20 protein-coding genes and 1 CRISPR repeat array are annotated in these 23,857 nt (G+C 39.4%); of the genes, 16 read left to right on the forward strand and 4 right to left on the reverse strand.

The genetic code is table 11. The annotated features are described in order from the left end of the window. Nucleotides 1-154 precede the first annotated feature (154 nt). The 11 genes from V514_RS0110240 to V514_RS0110290 all read left to right on the forward strand — a co-directional run bounded on the left by V514_RS0110240 (nucleotide 155) and on the right by V514_RS0110290 (nucleotide 14,667). Entirely contained in the window at nucleotides 155-1,300 is a 1,146-nt protein-coding gene (locus V514_RS0110240) for an acyl-CoA dehydrogenase family protein (protein WP_029499855.1), read from the forward strand. Then, nucleotides 1,297-2,307 carry an acyl-CoA dehydrogenase gene (locus V514_RS0110245; protein ID WP_029499856.1) on the forward strand — a complete coding sequence of 337 codons (1,011 nt, stop codon included), beginning with the start codon at nucleotides 1,297-1,299 and terminating at the stop codon, nucleotides 2,305-2,307. Before V514_RS0110240 ends, V514_RS0110245 begins: the two co-directional genes overlap by 4 nt. An 11-nt stretch (nucleotides 2,308-2,318) precedes the next feature. Continuing rightward, nucleotides 2,319-3,125 carry an enoyl-CoA hydratase/isomerase family protein gene (locus V514_RS0110250; protein WP_029499857.1) on the forward strand — a complete coding sequence of 269 codons (807 nt, stop codon included), beginning with the start codon at nucleotides 2,319-2,321 and terminating at the stop codon, nucleotides 3,123-3,125. A 30-nt stretch (nucleotides 3,126-3,155) separates the two neighbouring features. Further along, entirely contained in the window at nucleotides 3,156-4,295 is a 1,140-nt protein-coding gene (locus V514_RS0110255) for a CaiB/BaiF CoA transferase family protein (protein WP_029499858.1), read from the forward strand. 47 nt (nucleotides 4,296-4,342) lie between these two features. After that, a complete protein-coding gene (locus tag V514_RS0110260) occupies nucleotides 4,343-5,119 on the forward strand; it encodes an IclR family transcriptional regulator (RefSeq protein ID WP_029499859.1) in 777 nt (258 codons plus the stop codon). Between the two features lie 78 nt (nucleotides 5,120-5,197). Then, entirely contained in the window at nucleotides 5,198-5,743 is a 546-nt protein-coding gene (locus V514_RS0110265; protein ID WP_029499860.1) for an NUDIX hydrolase, read from the forward strand. Nucleotides 5,744-6,069: 326 nt separating this feature from the next. Then, the gene (cas9, locus tag V514_RS0110270; protein WP_029499861.1) at nucleotides 6,070-9,999 is read left to right on the forward strand and encodes a type II CRISPR RNA-guided endonuclease Cas9; all 3,930 of its coding nucleotides are present in this window, start codon (nucleotides 6,070-6,072) and stop codon (nucleotides 9,997-9,999) included. A 12-nt stretch (nucleotides 10,000-10,011) separates the two neighbouring features. Next, nucleotides 10,012-10,905, forward strand: a complete 894-nt coding sequence (cas1, locus tag V514_RS0110275) for a type II CRISPR-associated endonuclease Cas1 (protein WP_029499862.1) — start codon at nucleotides 10,012-10,014, stop codon at nucleotides 10,903-10,905. A 24-nt stretch (nucleotides 10,906-10,929) separates the two neighbouring features. Next, nucleotides 10,930-11,238 carry a CRISPR-associated endonuclease Cas2 gene (gene cas2 / locus V514_RS0110280; RefSeq protein ID WP_029499863.1) on the forward strand — a complete coding sequence of 103 codons (309 nt, stop codon included), beginning with the start codon at nucleotides 10,930-10,932 and terminating at the stop codon, nucleotides 11,236-11,238. Continuing rightward, nucleotides 11,235-12,098: a hypothetical protein gene (locus tag V514_RS0110285; RefSeq protein ID WP_029499864.1), complete on the forward strand. Its 864-nt coding sequence runs from the start codon at nucleotides 11,235-11,237 to the stop codon at nucleotides 12,096-12,098. Before cas2 ends, V514_RS0110285 begins: the two co-directional genes overlap by 4 nt. Before the next feature lie 92 nt (nucleotides 12,099-12,190). Next, nucleotides 12,191-13,410: direct repeats of the CRISPR family, unit length 36 nt; unit sequence GTTTTAGACCAATGTAATTTTAGATAGTAGTAAAAC. 162 nt (nucleotides 13,411-13,572) lie between these two features. Further along, nucleotides 13,573-14,667, forward strand: coding sequence for an iron-containing alcohol dehydrogenase family protein (locus V514_RS0110290; RefSeq protein ID WP_029499865.1), 1,095 nt, complete (start codon nucleotides 13,573-13,575; stop codon nucleotides 14,665-14,667). Nucleotides 14,668-14,795: 128 nt separating this feature from the next. Here the strand turns inward: V514_RS0110290 and V514_RS0110295 are convergent, their stop codons facing one another. Continuing rightward, nucleotides 14,796-15,728 carry a LysR family transcriptional regulator gene (locus V514_RS0110295; protein ID WP_029499866.1) on the reverse strand — a complete coding sequence of 311 codons (933 nt, stop codon included), beginning with the start codon at nucleotides 15,726-15,728 and terminating at the stop codon, nucleotides 14,796-14,798. Nucleotides 15,729-15,910: 182 nt separating this feature from the next. Between V514_RS0110295 and V514_RS0110300 the strand changes: the two genes are divergently transcribed. Then, nucleotides 15,911-16,177: a YhdT family protein gene (locus V514_RS0110300; protein ID WP_029499867.1), complete on the forward strand. Its 267-nt coding sequence runs from the start codon at nucleotides 15,911-15,913 to the stop codon at nucleotides 16,175-16,177. Next, nucleotides 16,177-17,622 (forward strand): sodium/pantothenate symporter, encoded by a 1,446-nt coding sequence (gene panF / locus V514_RS0110305; RefSeq protein ID WP_029499868.1) that lies wholly within the window; start codon nucleotides 16,177-16,179, stop codon nucleotides 17,620-17,622. The genes V514_RS0110300 and panF overlap by 1 nt, the downstream gene beginning before the upstream one ends. Before the next feature lie 36 nt (nucleotides 17,623-17,658). Here panF and V514_RS0110310 read toward each other — a convergent pair whose 3' ends face one another. Then, a complete protein-coding gene (locus V514_RS0110310) occupies nucleotides 17,659-18,234 on the reverse strand; it encodes a hypothetical protein (protein WP_029499869.1) in 576 nt (191 codons plus the stop codon). A 321-nt stretch (nucleotides 18,235-18,555) separates the two neighbouring features. On the opposite strand from V514_RS0110310, the gene V514_RS0110315 reads away from it, so the two are divergent. Together V514_RS0110315 and V514_RS0110320 are read left to right on the forward strand one after the other, a co-directional pair. After that, complete coding sequence (locus V514_RS0110315) at nucleotides 18,556-19,845, forward strand: SH3 domain-containing protein (protein ID WP_029499870.1); 1,290 nt, start codon at nucleotides 18,556-18,558, stop codon at nucleotides 19,843-19,845. Continuing rightward, nucleotides 19,846-20,757, forward strand: a complete 912-nt coding sequence (locus tag V514_RS0110320) for a hypothetical protein (RefSeq protein ID WP_029499871.1) — start codon at nucleotides 19,846-19,848, stop codon at nucleotides 20,755-20,757. It abuts the gene before it with no gap. A 44-nt stretch (nucleotides 20,758-20,801) separates the two neighbouring features. On the opposite strand, the gene V514_RS0110325 is transcribed toward V514_RS0110320, so the two are convergent. Continuing rightward, entirely contained in the window at nucleotides 20,802-21,971 is a 1,170-nt protein-coding gene (locus V514_RS0110325; protein WP_029499872.1) for a M20 metallopeptidase family protein, read from the reverse strand. Between the two features lie 229 nt (nucleotides 21,972-22,200). Between V514_RS0110325 and V514_RS0110330 the strand changes: the two genes are divergently transcribed. Further along, nucleotides 22,201-23,031, forward strand: a complete 831-nt coding sequence (locus V514_RS0110330; RefSeq protein WP_029499873.1) for a protein-ADP-ribose hydrolase — start codon at nucleotides 22,201-22,203, stop codon at nucleotides 23,029-23,031. Nucleotides 23,032-23,067: 36 nt separating this feature from the next. On the opposite strand, the gene V514_RS0110335 is transcribed toward V514_RS0110330, so the two are convergent. Next, complete coding sequence (locus tag V514_RS0110335; protein WP_029499874.1) at nucleotides 23,068-23,796, reverse strand: hypothetical protein; 729 nt, start codon at nucleotides 23,794-23,796, stop codon at nucleotides 23,068-23,070. Nucleotides 23,797-23,857 lie beyond the last annotated feature (61 nt).

Consider the following 23,857-nt stretch of genomic DNA (forward strand, 5'->3'; position numbering starts at 1 on the left):
AAAAACTTTATTTTAAAAGAAAAATTTTCTATAAAAATAACACAAGGCAGAAAATAAAAACATTTTGTAGAAAATATTGACAATTTAAAAAACTCGTAATAAGATACTAATATAAGCAAGTGATTACCGAATATGCGTAAAAGGAGGATGTTCAATGAATTTACCTACAGTGCAATTTACTGCAGAGCAAGAGCAATTCAGACAAGAAGTACGTGCATTTTTACAACAACATATCGAGGAGGGTACATTCCAAACGAAATGTGACTCATGGTTAAGCGGATGTGATCCAAGCTTTTCAAAAATTGTTGGGGATAAAAATTTAATCGGTCTTACGTGGCCAACAGAGTATGGTGGTCAGGCGCGTAGCACAATCGACCGTTACATTTTAACGGAGGAACTACTAGCGGCTGGGGCACCGGTTGCGGCACACTGGATTGCCGATCGCCAAACAGGTCCATTATTACTACGTTTTGGTACAGAGGAGCAAAAGCAATTTTTCTTACCGAAAATCATCGCTGGTGAATGTTACTTTGCGATTGGTTTAAGTGAACCAAACAGTGGCTCTGACTTAGCATCTGTTCGTACACGAGCAGAAAAAGTAGATGGCGGTTGGATTATCAACGGTGCAAAAACATGGACAAGTAATGCACATGACGCACACTACATGATTACACTTGTCCGTACAGGAGCATACAATCCTGAGAAGAAGCATGAAAATTTAAGCCAAGTAATTATCGATTTACATGCGCCAGGTATTACGATTACACCGATTAGCTACTTAACAGGTGAGCATCACTTCAACGATGTATTTTTCGATAATGTGTTCGTACCAGATGAGCGCGTTGTTGGAACACTTGGAAACGGTTGGAAGCAAGGCTTAGCGGAATTAGCGTTTGAGCGTAGCGGCCCAGAGCGTATTTTAAGTACATTCCCTCTATTAAATGAAGCCATTGAAGAATTAAAACGCCAAGGGGATGAGCGTGGTTTAGCAGAAGCGGTGAAGCTAGTAGCGGAAGTGTGGAGCCTGCGTAATTTATCGATTGGTGTAGCGAAAGTATTAGAAGAAGAAGGCGAAGTAAGTATTCCGGCGGCACTTGTAAAAAGTGTTGGTACGAAATTCGAGCAAAAGGTGCCTGAAATCGTTCGTCTACTATTAGATGTGTATCCACGATTAGATGCGGAAGATAAAATCAATCGTTTATTAGCACAGTCAACATTGCATGCGCCAGGATTTACAATTCGTGGTGGTACTTCAGAAATCTTATACGGCATTATTGCGAAAGGGGTTATTGCACAATGAGCGAAATGAAAGAGATGTTAGTAGAAGTCGTTGAAAAAATGTTAAAAGATAAAGTGGAAAAAGAGGATGTTGACGTATTAGAGCAAGGTCAGTGGGGCGAGGCTCTATGGAACTTGCTTGATGAAAACGGCATGATCAACATCGCTGTACCAGAGGAGCAAGACGGTGCCGGTGGCGATAAAGAGGACTTATTCGCCGTGTATCAATTAATTGGTAAATACGCAGCGCCAATTCCATTTGTTGAGCATACGTTAGCAAACGTGTTATTAAACGAAGTCGGTGAAATCGCACAGCAAACGCTAACAACACTTCATTTAGCAAACAGTGTTGAGACGACATTACCATTCGTTCCATGGGCACGCCATGCGGAGCAAGTTGTCGTTGTGACACCAGAAAAGCTTGTTGTGTTACCGTTAGCAGATGCCGTAATTACTGAAACGACAAATATCGCTTCAGAGCCGCGCGATACAGTTGAAGTAACAGCAGCGCCAACAGTAGAGGTGGCGTTAACAGCAGCACAATACAAGCAATTAATGAAAATTATTACCGCTTCAACAATCGTGAAAACATCTGGTGCGCTTGAAAAAGCATTTGACTTAACTGTACGCTTCAGTAAAGAGCGCGAGCAATTTGGTCGTCCGATTCACCGCTTCCAACTAGTGCAACAACACCTTGCATTAATGGCTGGTGAGCAAGCGATTATTAGCGTAGCTGCTGAAAATATTTTAGCGTCACTTGAAACACTTGAATCAAATGATGTTGGTTATGCGCGCCTACGTTTAGAAGATGCAAATCGCGTCATCGCAGCGTCTGCACACCAAGTCCACGCAGCAATCGGTGTAACGGATGAGCATAGCTTAAACCATTACACGCGCCGCATCTGGTCTTGGCGTGATGAGCTTGTAAAATCAGATTACTGGAAGAAAGAACTAGTACATGATATTTTAACGAGCTCGACGGATATTTGGACGTCATTAACAGCGTCAAAGCAAGCACAAAACGTTTAGGAGGGATTTAAGTGGCAGATTTATTATTTGAAATCGAAAATCGTATCGCGACGATCACGTTGAATCGTCCAGATAGCTTAAATGCATTTAGTGAGGACATGGTGCTAAAGTGGATTCAAGCACTAGAGGAAGTGCGCGATAATGATGACATTCGCGTTGTCATCTTAAAAGGAAACGGTAAAGCGTTTTGTGCAGGCGGCGACATTAAAGCGATGACTGCTGGCAAAGGCTTCTTTGAAAGCAGTGACGATATTTCGTCAACAGCACTAGCACGTAAAAACTCGCTATGGAAACGAATCCAACGCATTCCGCTTCTATTAGAAGAAATCGATAAGCCAGTCATTGCACAAATGCATGGCTATGCGATGGGTGCAGGACTTGATATGGCATTAATGTGTGATATTCGTATCGCGGCTGATACAGCGAAATTCTCAGAAAGCTACATTAAAGTGGGCATCGTGCCAGGCGATGGCGGCGCGTATTTCCTACCGCGTATTGTAGGCGTTGATAAAGCGCTTGATATGCTGTGGACAGCGCGTGTGCTTGATGCAGCGGAAGCGAAAGAAATGAATCTTGTGACATATGTAGTGAGTGAAGAAGAACTCGCAACGTTTACACAAGCTTATGCTGAAAAACTTGCCAATAGCCCAGGTGAAGTTGTGCGCATGGTGAAACGTGCAGTGTATCAATCACAAACGATGTCACTACGCACGTCACTTGATTACATTTCATCGCAAATGGGCATTGTCACAGAGCTTGCGGATTATAAAGAAGGCGTGCAAGCTGTGTTAGAAAAACGCAAACCGAATTTCCAATAACAATAAAAACTGAGAAAGGTGTGGAGGCGGATGAGACCGTTAGAAAATATTCGTGTATTAGATTTATCGCGTGTGTATGCAGCACCAGCAGGAACAATGATTTTAGGGGATTTAGGCGCGGAAGTCATTCGCGTTGAGCAGCCAGGTGGCTCAGACAGTACGCGTGGTTGGGGACCATATGCGGGGGGGCAAAGCACGTATTATTTATGTGCAAATCGCAATAAAAAATCCATTTTACTCAACTTAAAAGATGCGGCAGATCGCGAAGAGTTTTTAGAGCTTGTACGCGATGCTGATATTGTCGTTGATAACTTCAAAACGGGTGATTTAAAACGTATGAAGTTAGATTACGAGCACTTAAAAGCAGTAAATCCACAAATTATTCATTGTTCTGTAACGGGCTTTGGCCAAACAGGACCATTGGCATTTGAGCCTGGCTTTGACCCGGTTATTCAAGCAATGAGCGGCTTGATGGATGTAACGGGCGAGCCAAGCGGTGTCGCAACAAAAGTTGGGATTCCAACAGCGGATATTTTAACGTCTCATTTTGTTGTCATCGGTATTTTGGCAGCACTTCGCCAACGTGATTTTACAGGTGAGGGACAATATATCGACATCTCGCTATTAGATGTGCAATTAAGCAGCATGGCAAATGTATCGAGTGCGTATTTGAATTCGGATTTCGTATCAAAGCGTCTTGGCAACCGTCACAACAATGTGGCGCCGTACCAAGTGTTTGAATGTGCAGATGGTCCACTAATGTTCTGCGTGGGGACGGAAGGACAATATAAAAAATTCTGTGAGGCGATTGGGCGCCCAGAATGGATCACTGACGAACGATTCTCGGATAATTCGAAGCGTAAAGCGAATGAAGATGAACTTGTAACATTATTAACACCAATTATTCAACAAAAAACACGCGATGAGTGGATTGCGTTACTACAAGAGCACAAAATTCCGGGTGGTCGCGTGAATTCGATTACCGAAGCGCTCGAACAACCACAAGTGATTGCGCGCGATTTAATCGGCGAAATCGAGCATCCGGAATACGGACCTGTGCGTTTTGTGAAAAATCCATTGCAACACTCATCACTTGGTATTGAGTATGAGTTAGCACCACCAATGCTTGGGGAGCATAGTCATTTATATGTGAAACAACCGAAAGCATAGTCCTTGCGACGTATTTTTGGTACGATACTTGGTAGGAGGGGAACGGCGTGAATCAAGAAAAGCTAGAAAAAAATTATTTGATGAATACTGTCCAAAAAACGGCTAAAATTTTACGTGCCTTTACCCGCGAAGAGCCGAAGTTATCGCTGACGGATCTTCATAAAAAAACCGGTATCGGCGTTTCAAGTTTACAGCGCTTTGTCGCGACGCTTGTATATGAAGGTTTTCTCATTCGTGATGAGCGCACGAAACTGTATCGCCTCGGCTTATCGTTGTTTTATTTAGGTAAGCTAGTCGAGCAGGAGTCTAGCCTATTATCTCTTGCGAAGCCAGCGCTAAAAGCATTAAATGACAAGTACAATGAAAGTGTGTCGATGAGCATTTTAGATGGCAATGAACGCCGCTGCATCGTCAATTTTGATAGTACGCATTTATTAACAGCACGCAATCATGTCGGCGATACGTCACCACTTTATGCGGGTGCATCCGCAAAATCGTTGTTGGCCTTTTTGCCAGACGATGAGATTGCAGACTATTTAGAGGAAGTAAAATTAGAAATGATTACCGAAAATACCGTTGTAGACCGCGCAAAATTGTTAGCCGAATTAGCTGAAATTCGTGCGCAAGGCTATGCGGTATCACGCAAGGAGCGTATTTTTGGCGCCTGCTCGGTCAGCGCACCGATTCAGACGGATTCAAGTACGCGTCCTGTGGCATCGATTTCGGTCATTATTCCAGATGTGCGCTTTGACGATGTTGATTTAGCGCAGCTAACATCAGACGTGATGGATGCGAAGCGTGAAATTGAACGTTTAGTGCATTAAAAAAAGAGGCTATGGCCTCTTTTTTTTGCGTACATACGTGCTATGATAAGCATATCGTAATTAAAGGGGTTTTTGAACATGACTTGGCAACAGCAATTATTACAATACAAACCAAAAAACGAGCAGGAGGAGCGTGACCTAGCCGCATTTCGCTATGCCTTTGAACATTTTGATGATGTATTGACGCGCGACAATCCGCTTGCGCATATGACGGTGTCGGCGTTTGTCGTCAATCGTGCGCGTACACATGTGTTAATGGCGTACCATAATATTTATAATTCATGGGCTTGGACAGGGGGTCATGCGGATGGCGACAGTGATTTTTTAGCGGTCGGCTTACGTGAAGTGAAAGAGGAAACAGGTGTCGATGCGGTCGCTGTGAGCACAGAGCCGATTTCAATTGAGCAGTTATCGGTGCTTGGGCATATGAAAAAGGGGCGCTACGTGTCAGAGCATTTACATATGAATGTCACGTATTTAGTTGAAGCAGATGATTCGGCGCATTTAGTCGTATGTGAAGGCGAAAATAGCGATGTGGCGTGGATTCCGTTCGATGAAATTGCGACGTATTGTAATGAGGCGCATATGATCCCGATTTATGAAAAGATTATTCGGGCGTTGTAGGGCTACTGATTTGAAGAATTTAAAGAGGAACAGCTATGAATCAACATAGTTGTTCCTCTTTATTTTAGTTTAAATAAGTAAAAATACTTATTTATTTTACAAAATATTTGTTAAAAATGACTACTAATAATATAATTAATAAAAGTAAATAATGTCTTAAAAAATAAAAAACCTGTAGACATATAGTCTACAGGTTGGAGGTCTAATATGACCAACTTTTACGCTTTAAGCTTATTTTAACTTACCAATGTAATGTTACATAGTAGTAACAAATTCATTGTATAACATAATATAAAAAAAGTAAATAATAGGTTTTGGAGGATTATATGAATTATTCAATTGGTTTAGATATTGGAACAACAAGTGTAGGCTGGGCTTGTATCAATGAGCAACATGAAATTTTACGCTATCAAAATAAATGGGCGATAGGTGTACGTGAATTTGAAGCTGCGCAAACGGCAGAAACTACTAGACAAAAGCGCCAAACTCGACGTCGTTATAACCGTCGTAAAAAAAGAATTCAGTTAGTGCAACAGTTATTTTCAGCTTATGTACCTACAGATTTTTTTGGAGCAACAGATTCACTCCATTTTTGGAAAAATGACAATCAATTTGAGCAACGTACTTTATCACAAGTATTAAAAGAATTACGTATTAACCCTAAAAAAATTCCAACTATTTATCATTTGAGAAAATTACTAATGGAAGGTCCAAAACAAGATATTCGCTTAATTTATTTGGCGATACATAATTTAATAAAATATAGAGGCCATTTTCTAAATACTGGGCGCTGGACGAAGCAAAATCAAGGGTTTAATTTTTTAGTAGAGTGCAGCGACATAGTAACTGCCTATAGTGAAATCAATGGTTTAGCATTACCATCTCTCGACTTTCAGGCAATACAGTCCATCATTGAAGATACCGATATGGTGCGCAAAGATAAACAAAAACAATTAGAAAAAGTATCATCAAAATCATTTGTGCCATTGTGGCAACTACTATTAGGGTTAAGTGTAAATGCAGAAAAACTGTTTGTTGAATCGCAAAATACAATACTTTATAAAGAAGCTAAATTGAAATTAGTTTTAGGAAGTGAAGAATTAGACGAGGTGCGTGAAAATTTAACAGAAGTAGAAAATCATTTTATTGATGAAGCTTTTGCACTATATCAGCAAATAATGCTACAAGATTTGTTGCAAGGACATGAATGTGTTGCAGCATCTAAAGTGGCTAGTTATGAAAAATATCAAGAAGATTTGTGTGAATTTAAACGTCTTATAAATGAAACTAAAGATGAAGCATTATATCGTCGCTTATTTATTACGCCCAAAAAAGCAATGGCAGAATATAAGGAACAACCGAATAAAGATAATAAAGAGAAATTATGTTTATTAGATCGTTACAATCGTAGTTCAAAAGATAAAGAAGCGGTACTGAATACTATGGCTAAACTATTAGCAACATCAAATGTAAATCATCATGCCGATTTGATTGAAAATATAAAAGAAGGCACATTTTTAGCACATCAAAAAGGCACACATAATGCGGCAATTCCAAATCAAAATAGTATTTATGAAATCGAACAAATTTTAACGAATCAGCAATCGTATTATAGTTTTATCACCGATGAATTTATTAATAAAGTTATCGAAATTGCTTCATTCCGTATTCCATATTACATTGGACCATTGGCAAAGAATAATCAAAGTAAATTTGCATGGTTAGAGCGTATAAACAATGAAGGGCATATTACACCAGCAACATTTGATTCATTAGTTAATGAATCGATAACTGCTGAGCAATTTATTAAACGCATGATTAATAAGTGCACATATTTACAGGAAGAAGATGTTTTACCAAAACAGTCTTTATTGTATCAATATTTTGAAGTGTTAAATGAACTAAATAGTATTCAGATTCGCCCAGCTAATGCGGCAAGTCATACAAAATATCGTTTACCAATTGAAGCCAAAAAATGTGTGATTGAATTTGGTTTTCGACAATACAAGGTAATGACACATAAGCGTTTAATTCAAGTATTAAAAGAACAGCAATTTGAGTATTTGATTGGTGAAGATTATGAAGTATTTGGCACTCAACAAGAAGGACGATTTGCAAGCAGTTTAAAATCGTATGTTGAATTTAAATCACTATTTAAAAATAGTGCAGTACCATTTGATGAAGTAATGATTGAGCAATTGATTGAATGGTTAACAATTTTTAATGAAAAGACCATTATTAAAAAGAAAATAAAAGAACAGTATCCAAAATTTCCTGATGTGATGATTGAGCGCGTACTTAAAAAGAATTTTGTTGGATGGGGAAATTTAAGTAAGAAATTATTAGATGAACTGATTTTAAATGATGGAAAAACAGTGATTGAAAAAATGTGTGATTCTACTTTAAATTTTAGAGAAATGTTGACGGTGAAAAACTCTAATTTAGAAGAATTAATTAAGAAAAACAATCGTTCAAAACGTCAAACGAAAAAAATTAAATATAAAGATGTACAAGATTTAGCGGGATCTCCAGCATTGAAACGAGGTATTTGGCAGGCTATTAAAGTAGTAGAGGAACTTACGGAAATTTTTGGAGAACCACAGCATATTATGCTAGAAGTAGCACGCGAAGAAGGTACAAAGCAACGTACGCAAAGTCGTCTGATGAAGTTTAAAGCAGTAGTAGACGGTTTAGGTAAGGACGAAAAATCTCTAAAAAATGAATTAAACTCGTATTTAAATGAGCCAGAAGCAAAATTTAAAGACAATCGATTTTATTTATATTTACTGCAACAAGGTAAATGTGCATATAGTGGAAAGCCTTTGGATGTTCAACACTTAGCGCAGTATGAAATTGATCACATTTATCCGCAAAATTTTGTGAAGGATGATAGTTTAGATAATCTAGTATTAGTAGAAAAATCACGCAACCAACAAAAAGGTGGTTTCAAGATGCCTTTAGAAATTTTAAATGCTGCAGAAGGAGCGCGTATGCGTGGCATTTGGAAAAGTTGGCTTGATAAAGGATTCATGAATGATAAGAAATTTCATCGCTTATGTAAGGCTGCTTTTTCAGAGCTGGATCGTGACCAATTTATTGCACGCCAGTTAGTTGAAACAAGACAAATTATTAAAAATGTAGGCGTGCTGTTAGAAGAACGTTTTAGTGAGACGACCGTTCACTTAGTAAAAGCGCCGATTGTTTCGAAATTTAGAAAAGCTTTAGAACTACCTAAATTACGTAACTTAAATAATAAACATCATGCGATGGATGCACTTTTAAATGCGTTATTAATTAATCACGCAATTCAACAGTACGGTGAAAATATTTTCGCTTTCTCATTTAAAGACAAAGAGCGATCAAGTAAATTAGCAAAAGCAGCTCAACAAAAAAATGGCTTTTTCTTATTTAATAGTTTTTTATCTGAACAAATAAAAGGGCCTCGCTCTCGTAAAACTTTATCTGCTATAGCATACGTAGAAGAAATTTATTATGAGTTACCTTGGCAAACAACAAAGAAAATAGGAAATAGCGACGAAATGTTTTTTGATGAAACATTACACTCACCCAAAATAAAACCAGCGAAATATGAATCGAATAAAACTAACCTAAGTGTTCATGATAGTGTGAAAAGTTCTGCTGTTATTGTAGTGAAGTTGATGGAACAAACAAAAAAACAAATTGTCGAGAAAATAGATTTGATTCAGTTGAGTGTATTAGAAGATAAGCAGTGGCAGCATTTATCTAATGATGAGAAAGCTTTGAAATTAGCATCTCGTAAATATTCTACTAAAAAAATTATAGCTGCTACATGGATTATGAAACTGTCAAAATATCAAAAATTTATGTGGAATAATCAGATGTTTTATTTAGCGTCGATGAAGGAGCGACATTTAGCAACACAATTTATAGTACCTAAAGAGTTATTGATGGCCTATTTGCAAGCCAATGAACAAACTTCAGTGGCAAAGTTGCAAACAATTTATGCCACGATTGCCGAAGAGATGTTTAAACAGTATCCAATTTATAGAGAAGGGAATATGCCAAAGAAGGTAGCAGAATTTACAAAAGATATTCAAAATTTTGAACAAATGACAAAACAAGTAACAGAAATTTTTAAAGCGACAGCGAATAATGCCACGCGTTCGGACAGTTTAGGTAGTAGGTTATCTAAAGTTATGAAAGCGGCAGAAATCAAAGTAGTTTATGAGTCGATTACAGGATTGAAAGTAAGAAAACCTAAAGAATTATATTAATGGAGTGATTTGGTGGGCTGGAGAACTATTATTTTGACAAAGGAAGCCAAACTTAGTTTGCGCATGAATCATTTAGTTATTACGAGCGATGAAACGAAAACCATTTTTTTAGAAGAAATCAGTAGTATCATTATTGAAAATCCATCTATTAGTATGACAGGGCATGTCATGAACGCCTTAGTTGCCGCAAAAATCCATGTAGTTTTATGTGATAAAGCACATTTGCCAATGACGAATATCCAAAGTATTTATGGCCATCATCGACAATCTAAACATATTACTCAACAAATTGCTTGGGTAGAGGCGAGAAAGGAACTATTGTGGAAAATTCTTATAGAACAGAAACTTAATAATCAAGCAAAACTGCTACAATATTTTCAGTTAGATGGCTATGATGAAATGCAGCTATTAGTAGGAAATGTTGCATTAGGTGATACGACAAATCGTGAAGGGTATGGAGCAAAAATTTATTTCCATAAGTTATATGGTAATCATTTTATTAGAGGCTATGATGATACAATCAATGCTGGGCTAAATTATGGCTATGCATTATTGCATTCGTTATTTGCTCGATTGATTGTTAGCAAAGGGTATTTAACCGAGATTGGAATTTTCCATAAAAATGAATTTAATCAATATAATTTGGCGAGTGATTTGATGGAAATTTTCCGACCAATTGTAGATGGTATTGTTTATCAAATGGATAAAGATGTATTCACGAAAGAAAATCGGCGAGCTTTGATTAATTTGTTCGAATATAAGGTTGAAATTCGTGGGAAATCCTACTATTTGACACAAGCAGCACAAATATTTATTGATGGTTGTATGGAATATTTAAACACAGGTAATAAAGGAAGGTTACAGTTACCTAATTTAGATTATAAAGTGTATAAATGGGGTGTTTAGATGCCAAAGGAGGGTTTTAGAATTATGCGATTACTTGTCTTTTTTGATTTACCTGTTAGTACAGCTACCGATCGAAAAAATTATCGCAAATTCCGAAAGTTTTTAATTGAAAATGGCTATTTGATGGTACAATATTCAATTTATGCTAAGATCATTTTAAATCACTCGGTTTTGTCTTATCAAAAGAAAAAAATTGTAGATCAAATTCCTAAAAAAGGAACAGTGGATTTATTGCTTGTTACAGAAAAACAATATGCAGGAATGGAGAGAGTGACAAGTATTAAAAAAGATACAGAGCAAATAGCTTCTATTGAAAGGATTATTGAGTTGTGAGAATAGCTTCTTCGTTTTTTACACCTATTTATTTTGAAGAACCATGTGTACAAAATTTTATATTTCAAGATGCTAATCAATTAAATAATTGTCGTATGCTTTGGCAACAGTTTGAGCACAATCATGAAATGCTTGGTCAAGATTTTATACGACTTGACAATGGATTTGATACCGTCAAAGCAAAAGATTATCATATACTTCAATTACATGGAGGCGATTTAAATTTATTAGATGAAAAACAGTGGCAACAAAAAGTTTTTCAGAAAATTATTGAGCAAATTGAAGTTGATTTTATTCCAATGTATGAAAAAATAAAAGAGACGATTGAAGTGAATTTAGATGGATTAGTAGTGAATGTTGATGATTTTCAAATACATGTAAATTATGAAGAATTTCAATTGACACAATTGCAAAAATATATAAAATGGGATATAAAAGAAATGGAAGAACCATTAACCAATTTTTCTCGCCTTAAATTTATTCTGCAAGTATGGACTTCGCTTACAAATGGAAAACCATCGATTATCATCTATCATTTTCCTGAAAATGATATTGATATTCAGAAAATAGAGTTATGGGCGCAGATGTTGAAAAATACAAAAAGTACGATTATTTGTATTACAAAAAGCAAAGAGTGGCTGATGCAATTTCCTGTAGAACATGTGCATTTTATTAAAAAATCGCGGGAACGTTTTGATTTAACAGCGTTCCTAACCGAATTAGACTTATTAGGAGAAGTAGAAAACGATTCGTTGTCAAAGAATCAGCTCGCCATTTCTTTAGCGTATGAAGAACTTATTGTGCAAAATCCATTACTTTGTAAGAAATTAAGACAGTTTATTCAGAGCAGTCATTTTTGATTTTTTTAAGAGTAGCTAATAGCACTACAATGTTTATATGTAATTTTAGATAGTAGTAAAACAAAGCCCGGTGATTCAACAAAGTTCTGAATGTTTTAGACCAATGTAATTTTAGATAGTAGTAAAACCAAATACTATACTGTGATTGCTAGATAAGGGTTTTAGACCAATGTAATTTTAGATAGTAGTAAAACTAAAAGATAATCCACATAAAGCTATGACAGTTTTAGACCAATGTAATTTTAGATAGTAGTAAAACTAAAACGGTCCCTTTATCAACTTGACCGGTGTTTTAGACCAATGTAATTTTAGATAGTAGTAAAACTGTTTATACGCCGCAGCAGTCAGCCAATCAGTTTTAGACCAATGTAATTTTAGATAGTAGTAAAACATCTTTACCAAACACTTCCGCTACCGCATCGTTTTAGACCAATGTAATTTTAGATAGTAGTAAAACATTGTACGTGGTTTATGGCGAGTAGCTAGAGTTTTAGACCAATGTAATTTTAGATAGTAGTAAAACAACTGTATAAACGCCGTTTTCGTCCACACGTTTTAGACCAATGTAATTTTAGATAGTAGTAAAACCGGCGCTAATGTTAATGTAGAGGGTTTCGAGTTTTAGACCAATGTAATTTTAGATAGTAGTAAAACCAGTGCGTACATCGTTGCACTACGTTTACCGTTTTAGACCAATGTAATTTTAGATAGTAGTAAAACGCCGACCTTCTTATCTACTTTTTCTTCTAAGTTTTAGACCAATGTAATTTTAGATAGTAGTAAAACCGTGCGTGTGTACGACTCAACGACAGCGGAGTTTTAGACCAATGTAATTTTAGATAGTAGTAAAACTGTCTACGTTGCACCAATGCTGATTCTAGTGTTTTAGACCAATGTAATTTTAGATAGTAGTAAAACGGTACTAAAAAAGAACGTCCACAATTCGTTTTAGACCAATGTAATTTTAGATAGTAGTAAAACTTCACTTTGCCCATCTTTCGCACGATACGTCGTTTTAGACCAATGTAATTTTAGATAGTAGTAAAACTGAAAATGCTATGGTAACCGTTACGCAAATGTTTTAGACCAATGTAATTTTAGATAGTAGTAAAACTTTCTTTGGTGTATCAACTGATTACTTATTGTTTTAGACCAATGTAATTTTAGATAGTAGTAAAACTATTACCGCACGACAAGGTGCTTGCGATGAGTTTTAGACCAATGTAATTTTAGATAGTAGTAAAACCATCCCGTTTAATCATCGGCCATTCCACATGTTTTAGACCAATGTAATTTTAGATAGTAGTAAAACATTTTGTCATGCTGTAAATAAACTTATTAGTTTTAGACCAATATATTTATTGAAGAAGTTGAAAAATAATTCAGCTTCTTTTTTTCGCAAATTTTCTGAAAAATCACCTACAAAATCTTTAAAATTCGTTTTATACTATAACTATAGAAAGAAGGTTTAGCAATGAAAACAATTCATGTACATGCAGCACCAAGTGAATACATCTTAGAAGATGGTATATTGAAAAAGTTAGAGAGCTTATTAGAGGCGCGTGGTATTGCGCGTGCCTTGATTGTGACCGGAACGAAATCATGGGCGGCGATTGAAGCATTTTGGCCAGCGATGGCGGATGTTCAAACGGAGCTTTATACATACGGCGGCGAATGTTCATTTTCTGAAATTGAACGTGTGACGGCTATGATGGGCGATTATGATGCGATTATTGGTGTCGGTGGCGGAAAGGTCATCGATTTAGCGAAGGCTGTGGCCAATGAAGTGCATAAGCAAGTGATTGTCGTGCCGACGCTCGCTTCAAACTGTGCACCGTGGACACCGCTTAGCGTGCTCTATGACGATACTGGAGCATTTGTGCGCTACGACGTCTATCCGGTTGCCTCTAGCTTATTGCTTGTAGAGCCAGCATTATTATTACAAGCACCGCGCGAATTGTTTGTCGCCGGGATTGGCGATACGATTGCGAAATGGTACGAGGCGGATGTGCAACTGCGCACAATAGAGCATAAAACCGTACCGATGATGATTTCGTACGAAGCGGCGCGTCAATGTAAGGACATTTTATTAACGCAATCAGAAAAAGCACTTGCGGCGGTTGATACAGGTGTCGTCAATGAAGCGTTCATTCAAGTAGTGGAAACGATGTTTATGTATGCGGGTATGGTTGGTGGCTATGGCGATCATTTTGGCCGTACAGCGGGTGCGCACTCGGTTCATAATGGCTTAACGGCGCTTGAGGCATCGCATACGCAGCTACACGGTGTCAAAGTAGCGTACGGAATTTGTGTGCAATTAATGCTAGAGGAGCGCGATGAAGAAATCGAAGCATTACGTCCATTTTATGACGCACTTCGGTTACCGCAATCATTGCGTGCATTAAATATTGAGGCGACGGATGCGGAATTAATGGCAGTTGCACAAAAGGCGACAATTGCTGAAGAATCAATTCATTTAATGCCAATTGGTGACGTCACAGCGGCGCGTGTTTTTGAAGCGATGAAAAAATTGGAAACGTGCAAATGTCCTACAGTTAGCTTTAGTTAAGGGTTGCTTAACTAAAGTTAATATTGTATAAAGTAGAAAATGTTGTAATTGAAATAGCGTAGCGTTGAAAAATTTAAGGTGTAAAAAAACGAGAATCTCCTCTATTGAAAAGGCGGTTCTCGTTTTTGCTAGCGTTCAATTGGCGTAATTTCTTTTACATAGTCTTTAAATTCTTTTTTCAGCTCATAGGCAAATTCTTTCATGAGCTGTGTTTCGTGTCGATTGGCTTTTGTGACAATACCAAATGTGTGCTCTACAGGAATCGTCGTCAAGAAATCAATTTTCGCGAAGTTCATATTTTGCATAAAGCTTTTCGAATGTGTAAACGTTAAATCAAGTCCAACTGTATATGCTTTATTTTCCTCGACATATTGCTGAACGATATGCGGGTTGTTTACCGAAATGACGATATCGTTACGCCCAAACGCATACTTGATTTCATTCATCGTGGCGATGACCATTTTATCATCAAAAATAATGACCGGCTGTTTTTTCAGCTCCGCTGTCACCGCCTGATTGTGCTGAATGACTGGTGAGTCTTGGTGTGCGACGATGAGCATATTGCAGCTCGTAATTTTTGTGAATGTCAAATTCGGATTTTTTTGAATATCTTCGTCATTGTAAACAGCGAGTGCGACGTCTACTTTTTCACTTAGTAATTCTTCAAGCATTGTCTGCGAGTTTTGTTCACGAATTTGAATATTAATTTCTGGATAGATGGATTTCATTTGCTGGACGATTGTAAAGAGCTTGAAAAATGGTCCCGGAATCGATGCTACTTTTAATGTGCCGGTCAGGCGATTTTGCATGACTTGTGCGACTTCAGTTAAATCATCGAGTGCATCTAACACTTTTTTCGCGTGATTGACGATTACTTTTCCTTCTTTTGTAATGCTTGAACCCGTGCGATTACGGGTAAAGAGCGTCAGACCAAGTTCTTTTTCCAAGCGATTAAGACCTTGACTCAGCGCCGATAATGTCACATGTAAATCTTCCGATGCGTCTTTTAGCGTACCGTATTTTGCAATCGCTACGATGTATTTTAGTTGTTCAATCGTCAAAGCGATTCACCCCTTGTGCAATTAGTTTAGTTTACATTAACTAAAGTTTATTATAATGAAATTTACTTAAACTATAAAGTTCAATAAACTTAATAGTATAAAATTGCTCATGAATAAGCAACGAGAAAACATACATAAGAAATTATTCGTGCGTTTAACAATAAAGAAAGAGGTGTTTAATCATGAAAGATAAGCGATATCGAATCGCCAATCGTGAAGCATTGATCGGCGTCGCACTTGTCGTCGTCAACTTCGCGCTTTGGTATGGATTCGCTTATGGTATGGGTGGAGGCGACCCAACAGAGTATACATATATTATGGGGTTTCCAGCGTGGTTTTTCTACAGCTGCATCGTGACGACTGTGTTGATGATCGTCGTCATTGCCGTCTTGTTAAAATTTGTGTTTAAAGAAGTACCACTCGATGATGACAAGGAGGATGACAACTAGTGCAATGGCAAGTAATTATCCCGCTGGCGATTTTTGTCGTCATTATTTTTGGGATTGGTTTTTGGTCGAATAAGCTCGTACGTTCATCGGATTCCTTCCTATCTGAATATTTCCTCGGCGGGCGAGAAATGGGCGGCTTCCTATTAGCGATGACGATGATGGCGACATATGGTAGTGCCTCAAGCTTCATCTCTGGTCCGGGGGTTGCGTACAATACCGGGCTTGGCTGGGTGCTTTTATCGCTTGCACAGCTGCCTGCAGGTTATTTCGTGTTAATGGTGTTAGGAAAAAAATTCGCCATTGTAACGCGGAAATTTAAAGCGATTACGTTAATTGATTTTCTGCGCGAACGCTATAACAGCAACGTCGTTGTTATCGTATCCGCGATTAGTATTATTATTTTCTTATTTGCATCGATGGTGGCACAGTGGATTGGTGGTGCGCGACTTATCGAATCCTTAACTGGCATGAATTATACGACAGCGCTATTTATTTTTGCGGCCGTCGTATTAATTTACGTCGTTATCGGTGGCTTCCGTGCGGTGGCGCTAACAGATGCGCTACAAGGCTCGGTCATGGTCATCGGCACGATTATTTTATTAATTGGTACGGTCATCGCAGGTGGCGGTATTACGAATATTATGAATGATTTAGTCGACATTAATCCAAATCTTGTCTCTCCATTTGGCGACCAGCAGCAATATACATCGGCGTACGTATCGTCATTTTGGATTCTTGTTGGGATTGGGGTTATCGGCCTACCGCAAATTGCAGTGCGTGCGATGAGCTATAAATCAGCAAGCGGCATGCATCGTGCCATTTTAATCGGTACAATCGGCATCGCAACGATTATGTTTGGCATGCATTTAATCGGCGTCTTTGGGCGCGCGGTGTTACCAGGCATTGAAATCGGTGATAAAGTCATGCCAACACTGACGATGGACGTATTGCCACCGGTGCTTGCAGGTATCGTACTCGCAGCTCCAATGGCGGCGATTATGTCTACGGTGAATGCGCTGTTGATGATGGTTAGCTCAACGATTGTCAAAGATATTTATCTTCATTATATTAAGCCAGATGCTAGTGAAGCGCGCATTAAGAAAACGAGCTTTGCGGTAACGACGATTGTCGGTATATTAGTTGTCTTAATGTCGTTTAATCCACCAGATTTAATCGTTTGGTTAAACTTATTTGCGTTTGGTGGCTTAGAAGCGGTATTTGTATGGCCAATCGTGCTCGGCTTATATTGGAAAAAAGCGAATAAATACGGGGCGGTATGCGCGATGATTGTCGGTCTATCGACATATATTTTAATCGACCGTCTATCGCCAAATCTGTTTGGTGTCCATACGGTAACATTCCCTGTATTCTTGTCGCTTATCGTGTTCGTGACAGTTAGTATCGCGACGCATAAAAAAATTACCGAAGTACCAAAATATATTTAAGAAAAAAGGACTCGAGCAGCTGCTTGAGTCCTTTTTTTACGTATAACGTTCGATCTGTTTTTTAATGAACGTTGATAAAAATTTACGCACTTCATTTGGCGGAGCGATGCGGTAATGATCCGTTGCTTGTGTAGCTAATATGTATTCATGGGCATTGATTGGGAGATTTTTAAAGATGCGCGTAATTTGCAGCAGGTCCGGCTCCCCTTTCGCATTACGAGGATAAATGCCGCGTGTTTCGAGTTGTGCAATCGTCGTATAGGCTACGGTCGTTTCGCTAAATGCTGCGCATAATGTTTCGTACAGCTTAAACAGCTCCAAGTTGTTGAAGGCTTTGAAATTTAGCATGCCTTCATTAAAAAAGTGTGCGATTTTTTCAAATATTTGTTGTTGTTCGGCATTCAGGCGCGCGTCATTTAACGGACATACCATATATTCATTAAAGCGTAAGCATTTGACGATTTGTTTGTCATTGTTCGTAAATTCGGCTAATGTACGTTCAATAATATGTTTGGATTGCATACGCAGCAGTTTTTCTTTATTCATCGGAGAAATGGAGATCGTATCATCCTCAATTCGAATAATGGAATACGGTGTTTCCGTTTGAATCATACAAGTAAACCTCCTCTCAAATAGTGTGCTAATAATTTTTTTGAAATAATAAAAATATGTGATTAAGCATATCATATTTCGTGAATTAAGCATTAATTTACGGAAAAAGGTTATTTTTACATCATACAATTAGTTGGATTATGGAAGATTTTAAATGAGAGTTAGGACTTATGTGGTAGATAAGCTATCGAATCAATATGCTTATTTAAGAAATGCGCCTTTTTCTTGTAAGCATCGAGCATTTCAACGAGCAAAAGCCTATTTTTTCTTATCGTGGAATGTGCGAGAATAGAACATAGAGAGTTTGTAAGGAGTGGAAACGTGGGGAATTTTGAATTTTTTGAAGGACCATGGACGCCGTATCGTGAAATAGCAGAAGCAGCGGAGCGTATGGTTTATAGCGACCCGAATGCGGCCATGTCGAAAATGCGCTCATTCGGTGAGATGATGGCACAGGAATTATGGGTGCGTAATAAATTTCCAGAAGTAGAGGGCATTTCGCAATTTGAACGCATTCGCGAGCTTGAAGGCAATGATATGATTGATCGCCAAACGACATTTTATTTGCATGAGTTGCGTGTGAAGGGCAATAAAGCGGCGCATAATGCAATGTATGGTACGTCGGACGAGGCGATTTCGCTTTTGAGCATTGCGTATCAGCTATCGGTATGGTTTATGCGCACCGAGCTTGATAATCCGACTTTTCATGCGCGGCCATTTAAAAAACCGCTTGAGCATGACGAGCCTGTCGAGTTGCGAAACGAAGAACCTACTGAGAAAAAGAAACGTGTGCCAAAAAAAGCCACATCATCTATAGAACAATCTGCAGCAGAGCCTACAGCAGCAAAAAAAGCTAAATCATCGCCGCTACGCCGTAAAATGAGCGATATTGCAAAGGCACATGAAGAAACGCAACCAAGACCTGTGACGACTGTTAAACGACCGAAAAAATCACCACAAAAAGACAAAACGTATGAGCCTTGGCACTTCCCCGTGAAATGGATTGCAGCAGGCATGGTCATAGTCGGTGCGATTACGGCGGCAGTGTCCGCAGATTCGGAGCGTAGCAATCAGTTATTAGGCGCGGAACAAGCTGTTGAAAAACCAGTGCCGAATCAGCAGAAAAAACCAGCTGTGCTATTGGCAGGCGATCCGACGTTTGAAACGAATGCCTTACGCTTGTTACGCGGAGATACTGCTAGTACGCAAAAGCTTCGTACATATACGGACATTTCGATGACGAAGGCTGCTGATAAATTGCAAGTGCGTGAGACCTATGCAGTTTACAAAGTACGTGGCGATGCGTATCAGCTAGCGAATGGGCAATATGTGTCGAAGGAAAAAATCGCCGCAACAACGATGCAAGATGTGCCGGTTTATCACGCAAGCTATAGCTCAGACATTAGTTACGGTACGGTTGAAGTTCAATTAGCGGAACCGCTTAATGTGCGTATGGGCGCAACGACCGATAGCGACATTATTGGCGTAACGTACAAAGGACATCGTTATCAAGTGTATAGTCAGCGCGGTGCTTGGTATCGTATTGGAGCTGACGCCTGGATTTCTGCCAATCCAGAGTATGTGACATTTGAGAAAGGAAGCGGACAATAGATGTTGGAAACAATTGAAGAAAGATGGCCACAAGTGCGACATAGTTTACTAATGCTAGCACTGATTCTTTACGGTTTTATTCCAAGTTTCGCCTTTCGCCATCACGAGACATTGACGCTTAGTATCGTGTTGTTTATTGTAGCGACTTTGTTAGTGGCAGGTTGGATTTATTGGCAAACAGTGAATCCAGAACTGCTTGATGCGCGTTTTGTCGAAATGATTCGCATCGCGTTAGCAGTAATTATTAGCTTGTTGGTGGTAATGCTCGCTTTATTTGCATTATCGTATAACCAACAACGAGAACCAGTGTTTAGTAGCTTTGCGACGCTTGCGATGGTGATGTTGCTGCTGACGTTGTTATTTACCGTCTATATACATACGTTTAGTCGCCGCAAAAGCATCGAGCTTGAATGGCTGCTCATCGTTGGCGTTAGTGCATTTTCAATTGGTTATGTGCTCGTACAGCAGCATGATTATTGGTCATTGCGCACAGTAGCGCTCTTCGTAGTGCTATTTATCGTCATTGCTGGGCTTTTTATTGCGCAGCAAACGATGAACTTAGTTATTGCCGGTGATGAGTATCCACTGCTTACAATAAGTCTTGCTGCATTATTTGTTGGTAGTACGCTACTTATGAGCGTTTGCCTTGTGCTTGATTTTTTTATCGAAACGTCGCTGCTATGGCTTGTCGTGGCGCTGTTACTAGTATCAGCTGTTGGAATGATTGCACTCACAACATGGCAAATTACATTAACTTATGCGGGGCGCCCGTACTTGGAGTTATTGTACGGCGTGTCACTCGTGACGCTCGCGCTGATGATGTGGCTCTTATTTCATCAGCTAACGGCACTTCATTTGGTCGTTGCCGGTATAAGCCTCGTCTATGTGCGTTTCTTTTTAAAGGAATGGTAAATAGGAAAAGCAGGAGTCGCCTCGGCGCTTCCTGCTTTTTTGCGTTATTTCGTTAAATAATGGCCAACGAGTGCTAAAAACATTTCCCCCATATTCAACAAGGCACGCTCGTCAAAATCAAAACGTGGATGATGATGCGGGTAGCGTGTTTTAGCGTCGTCATTATGACTACCAACAAAGAAATAACTACCAGGGCGCTGCTCTAAAAAGTACGCAAAATCATCGGCGCCAACGGCAATTTGGCGCTCAACAGAAATAAAGGTTTGCGCCGCAAGTTCTGCGACAATCGCTGTTTCTGCCTCGGCATTTACGAGCACCGGATAACCATGCGTAAAGTCGAGTGTATAGTCCATATGGTCAGCATAGGACATGCCTTTTAATAAGTCGCGAATTTCTTGTTCCAATAAGGCGCGCACGTCGCGGTCCATCGCGCGAACAGTACCTTCAAGTGTCGCTGAATCAGCAATAATATTAAATGCATGACCTGCATGAAAGCTGCCGACCGTAATAACGGCCGGCTCAACTGGATTGACGCGACGGCTGACGATTTGCTGCAAATGCGTCACAAGGCGACTACCAACGGCAACCGAATCAATCGTTTGATGTGGGCGCGCGCCATGTCCACCGCGTCCTTGTAGCTGAATTTTGAACGCATCAACTGACGCCATCGTCGGGCCTTTACGTGTCGCGATTTTTCCAAGTGATAAATCCGATGCTAAATGGGCACCAAATATATAATCCACGCCATCGAGTGCCCCAGCTTCAATCATGGACTTGGCGCCACCAGGTGGTTTTTCTTCGGCATGTTGGAAGAGTAGTACAACATTGCCGTGCAACTGAGCGCGGTGCTGTATAAGTGTAGAGGCAAGCCCTAGCAAATTGGCGGTATGTCCGTCATGGCCGCACGCATGCATGACACCATCAATCGTCGACTTATAGCTCGTGTCCTTTTCATCATGGATAGGTAGCGCATCAAAATCGGCACGAAAGGCGATTGTCGGTCCGCTATGTGCCCCGCGAATGGTCGCAACAATACCGTGACCGCCAACATTTGTACGAATGTCCGTTAGCCCAAACTCACGCAGCTTGTCGGTAATAAATGCGGCTGTTTTCGTTTCAAAAAATGATAATTCAGGATGTTGATGCAAATGACGGCGCCATGCTACGATGCGATCATATTGCGTTTGATATGTATCAAAAAATGGTGTTGGCAAAAAAATCATCTCCTTTTCAACTATCTTACTATTCAGATTATTTCATGTGCAACTAAAACATGTAAGAATCAAACGTTATGGCGCCCATTATTTTTCAAAAATATCGTTTACTTCTAGGTGCTAAAGTGTCGCAAAATCGGGTATATTAACAGCATAAACCATTGAATGGGGGAATGTTTGCCTATTCATTTTAAAATACCTGCTTTAGAGCAATGTAGGGGTGAAGTAGATGAAAATAAATCATTATGCATCCGATATTTTATTATTTGAACCATTCGAGCCGATGAAGGCCGATTTTCCATATGATGAAGTCGTGGAACATTTATTTGACCTATTGCGTACCGAGCCCAATGTGCCGCATGTCGAGCAAACAAAAACGACCGAGCAAAAGCGCCAAGCCATCCGCGCATATTTTAATGTGCGTTTTCCGGGTGAATTGTATCGTCGTTTGTTGTTATTATCCGATACATTATTGCAGCAAGAGCTCGCGCAAAAGGAGCTCTATGTACCGAGTGATGGTCCTTTAGTAGCGCTTTGGCAAGGAGATATTACGACGTTACAAGTTGATGCCATCGTTAATGCCGGCAACGATCAGCTCCGCGGTTGTTTCCATCCACTGCATAATTGCATCGATAATGTCATTCACTCCGCTGCAGGGCCACAGCTCCGCGCCGATTGCGACGTTATTATGGACAGTCAGCGACAGCCAGAGCTTGTCGGCGGCGCTAAAATTACGCGCGGCTACAATTTACCAGCACGTTTTGTCATTCATACAGTTGGTCCAAATGTTGCAGGGGCACCACTAACGCCGCTTATCGAAGCACAGCTTGCAAGTTGCTATACATCGGTGCTCAATGTGGCACATGAGATACCAACGATTAAAACGCTCGCCTTTTGTAGTATTGCGACCGGCGAGTTTCGTTTTCCAAAAGAGCGCGCTGCGGAGATTGCCATTACTACGACGAAAAAATGGCTAGCCAATCATGACCATCATTTTCAGCAAATTATTTTTAATACGTTTGGCGATGATAATACGGAAATTTATGCGCAACTGCTGTAAAAAGAAGCTTCGACAATTTAGTCGAAGCTTCTTTTTTTAAGCCCAAATATAGCGCCCGTCACTAACGATACTGCCATCGTGAATATCAACATAAAAAATGCCTTCCTCGTCTAAAAAAGCTTGTGATTCATCGGTTTTCTCAAGCGTTGGTTTAATTGCGAGTAATGTTTGCGCCATGAGTACTTCATACGTCAAAATCATTTCTTCAGGGCTCGACACAATAAAATGTTTACGCGGCGAGATTAAATACGGACAGTCGATTTTCCATGCGGTGCCACCAAGCGATTGAATCGAGCAGCCGCGTGTTTTTAATAAATAGACGGTTTGATTAGCAAATTGCTGCAAACGATGCTCCGCTAATGTGACACTCGGTGCGGCATAAAGATTGTAATTTGGTAAATACCACTCCTCATGCGTTAAAATAATGCCCATTTGCTCATAATGATCGCGAATAGCCCACGATTCTTGCTTTGGTAAACAGACGAGCTTTTCGAGTTCTTCAAACTGATGGAAGTAATACGCTAACTCAACAAGTGACCGACTAAAATGGAGACGATGCCAACAAAGCAGCGCAATCTCACTTGTAATGCCGGGAATGTCCTTAAATGTTGGCATGACAATTCCTTCAAAATAAGGCATTGCGACGGGCAAACCTTTCATAACCTTATCAAGTGCGACACCTTCTGAATCTGCAAACGCGAGACGCGAAACATTTTTCATGTTAAGCCGTTCATGAAAAACCTTTCCTTGTACGATAAATAGCATGTTTACACACCACCTTTAGTAATAGTATTGACAATTTTCTTTTTTCTTAAACCCGTTAAGC

Source organism: Kurthia huakuii LAM0618 (assembly GCF_000505545.1).
Taxonomy (GTDB): Bacteria; Bacillota; Bacilli; order Bacillales_A; family Planococcaceae; genus Kurthia; species Kurthia huakuii.

Bases quoted from the DNA above. Each gene is read 5' to 3' on its own strand.
- V514_RS0110320 (WP_029499871.1), top strand. From the start codon at position 19,846: ATGTTGGAAACAATTGAAGAAAGATGGCCACAAGTGCGACATAGTTTA.
- V514_RS0110330 (WP_029499873.1), top strand. From the start codon at position 22,201: ATGAAAATAAATCATTATGCATCCGATATTTTATTATTTGAACCATTC.
- V514_RS0110310 (WP_029499869.1), bottom strand. From the start codon at position 18,234: ATGATTCAAACGGAAACACCGTATTCCATTATTCGAATTGAGGATGAT.
- V514_RS0110255 (WP_029499858.1), top strand. From the start codon at position 3,156: ATGAGACCGTTAGAAAATATTCGTGTATTAGATTTATCGCGTGTGTAT.
- V514_RS0110300 (WP_029499867.1), top strand. From the start codon at position 15,911: ATGAAAGATAAGCGATATCGAATCGCCAATCGTGAAGCATTGATCGGC.
- cas2 (WP_029499863.1), top strand. From the start codon at position 10,930: ATGCGATTACTTGTCTTTTTTGATTTACCTGTTAGTACAGCTACCGAT.
- V514_RS0110335 (WP_029499874.1), bottom strand. From the start codon at position 23,796: ATGCTATTTATCGTACAAGGAAAGGTTTTTCATGAACGGCTTAACATG.
- V514_RS0110240 (WP_029499855.1), top strand. From the start codon at position 155: ATGAATTTACCTACAGTGCAATTTACTGCAGAGCAAGAGCAATTCAGA.
- V514_RS0110265 (WP_029499860.1), top strand. From the start codon at position 5,198: ATGACTTGGCAACAGCAATTATTACAATACAAACCAAAAAACGAGCAG.
- V514_RS0110290 (WP_029499865.1), top strand. From the start codon at position 13,573: ATGAAAACAATTCATGTACATGCAGCACCAAGTGAATACATCTTAGAA.
- cas9 (WP_029499861.1), top strand. From the start codon at position 6,070: ATGAATTATTCAATTGGTTTAGATATTGGAACAACAAGTGTAGGCTGG.
- V514_RS0110245 (WP_029499856.1), top strand. From the start codon at position 1,297: ATGAGCGAAATGAAAGAGATGTTAGTAGAAGTCGTTGAAAAAATGTTA.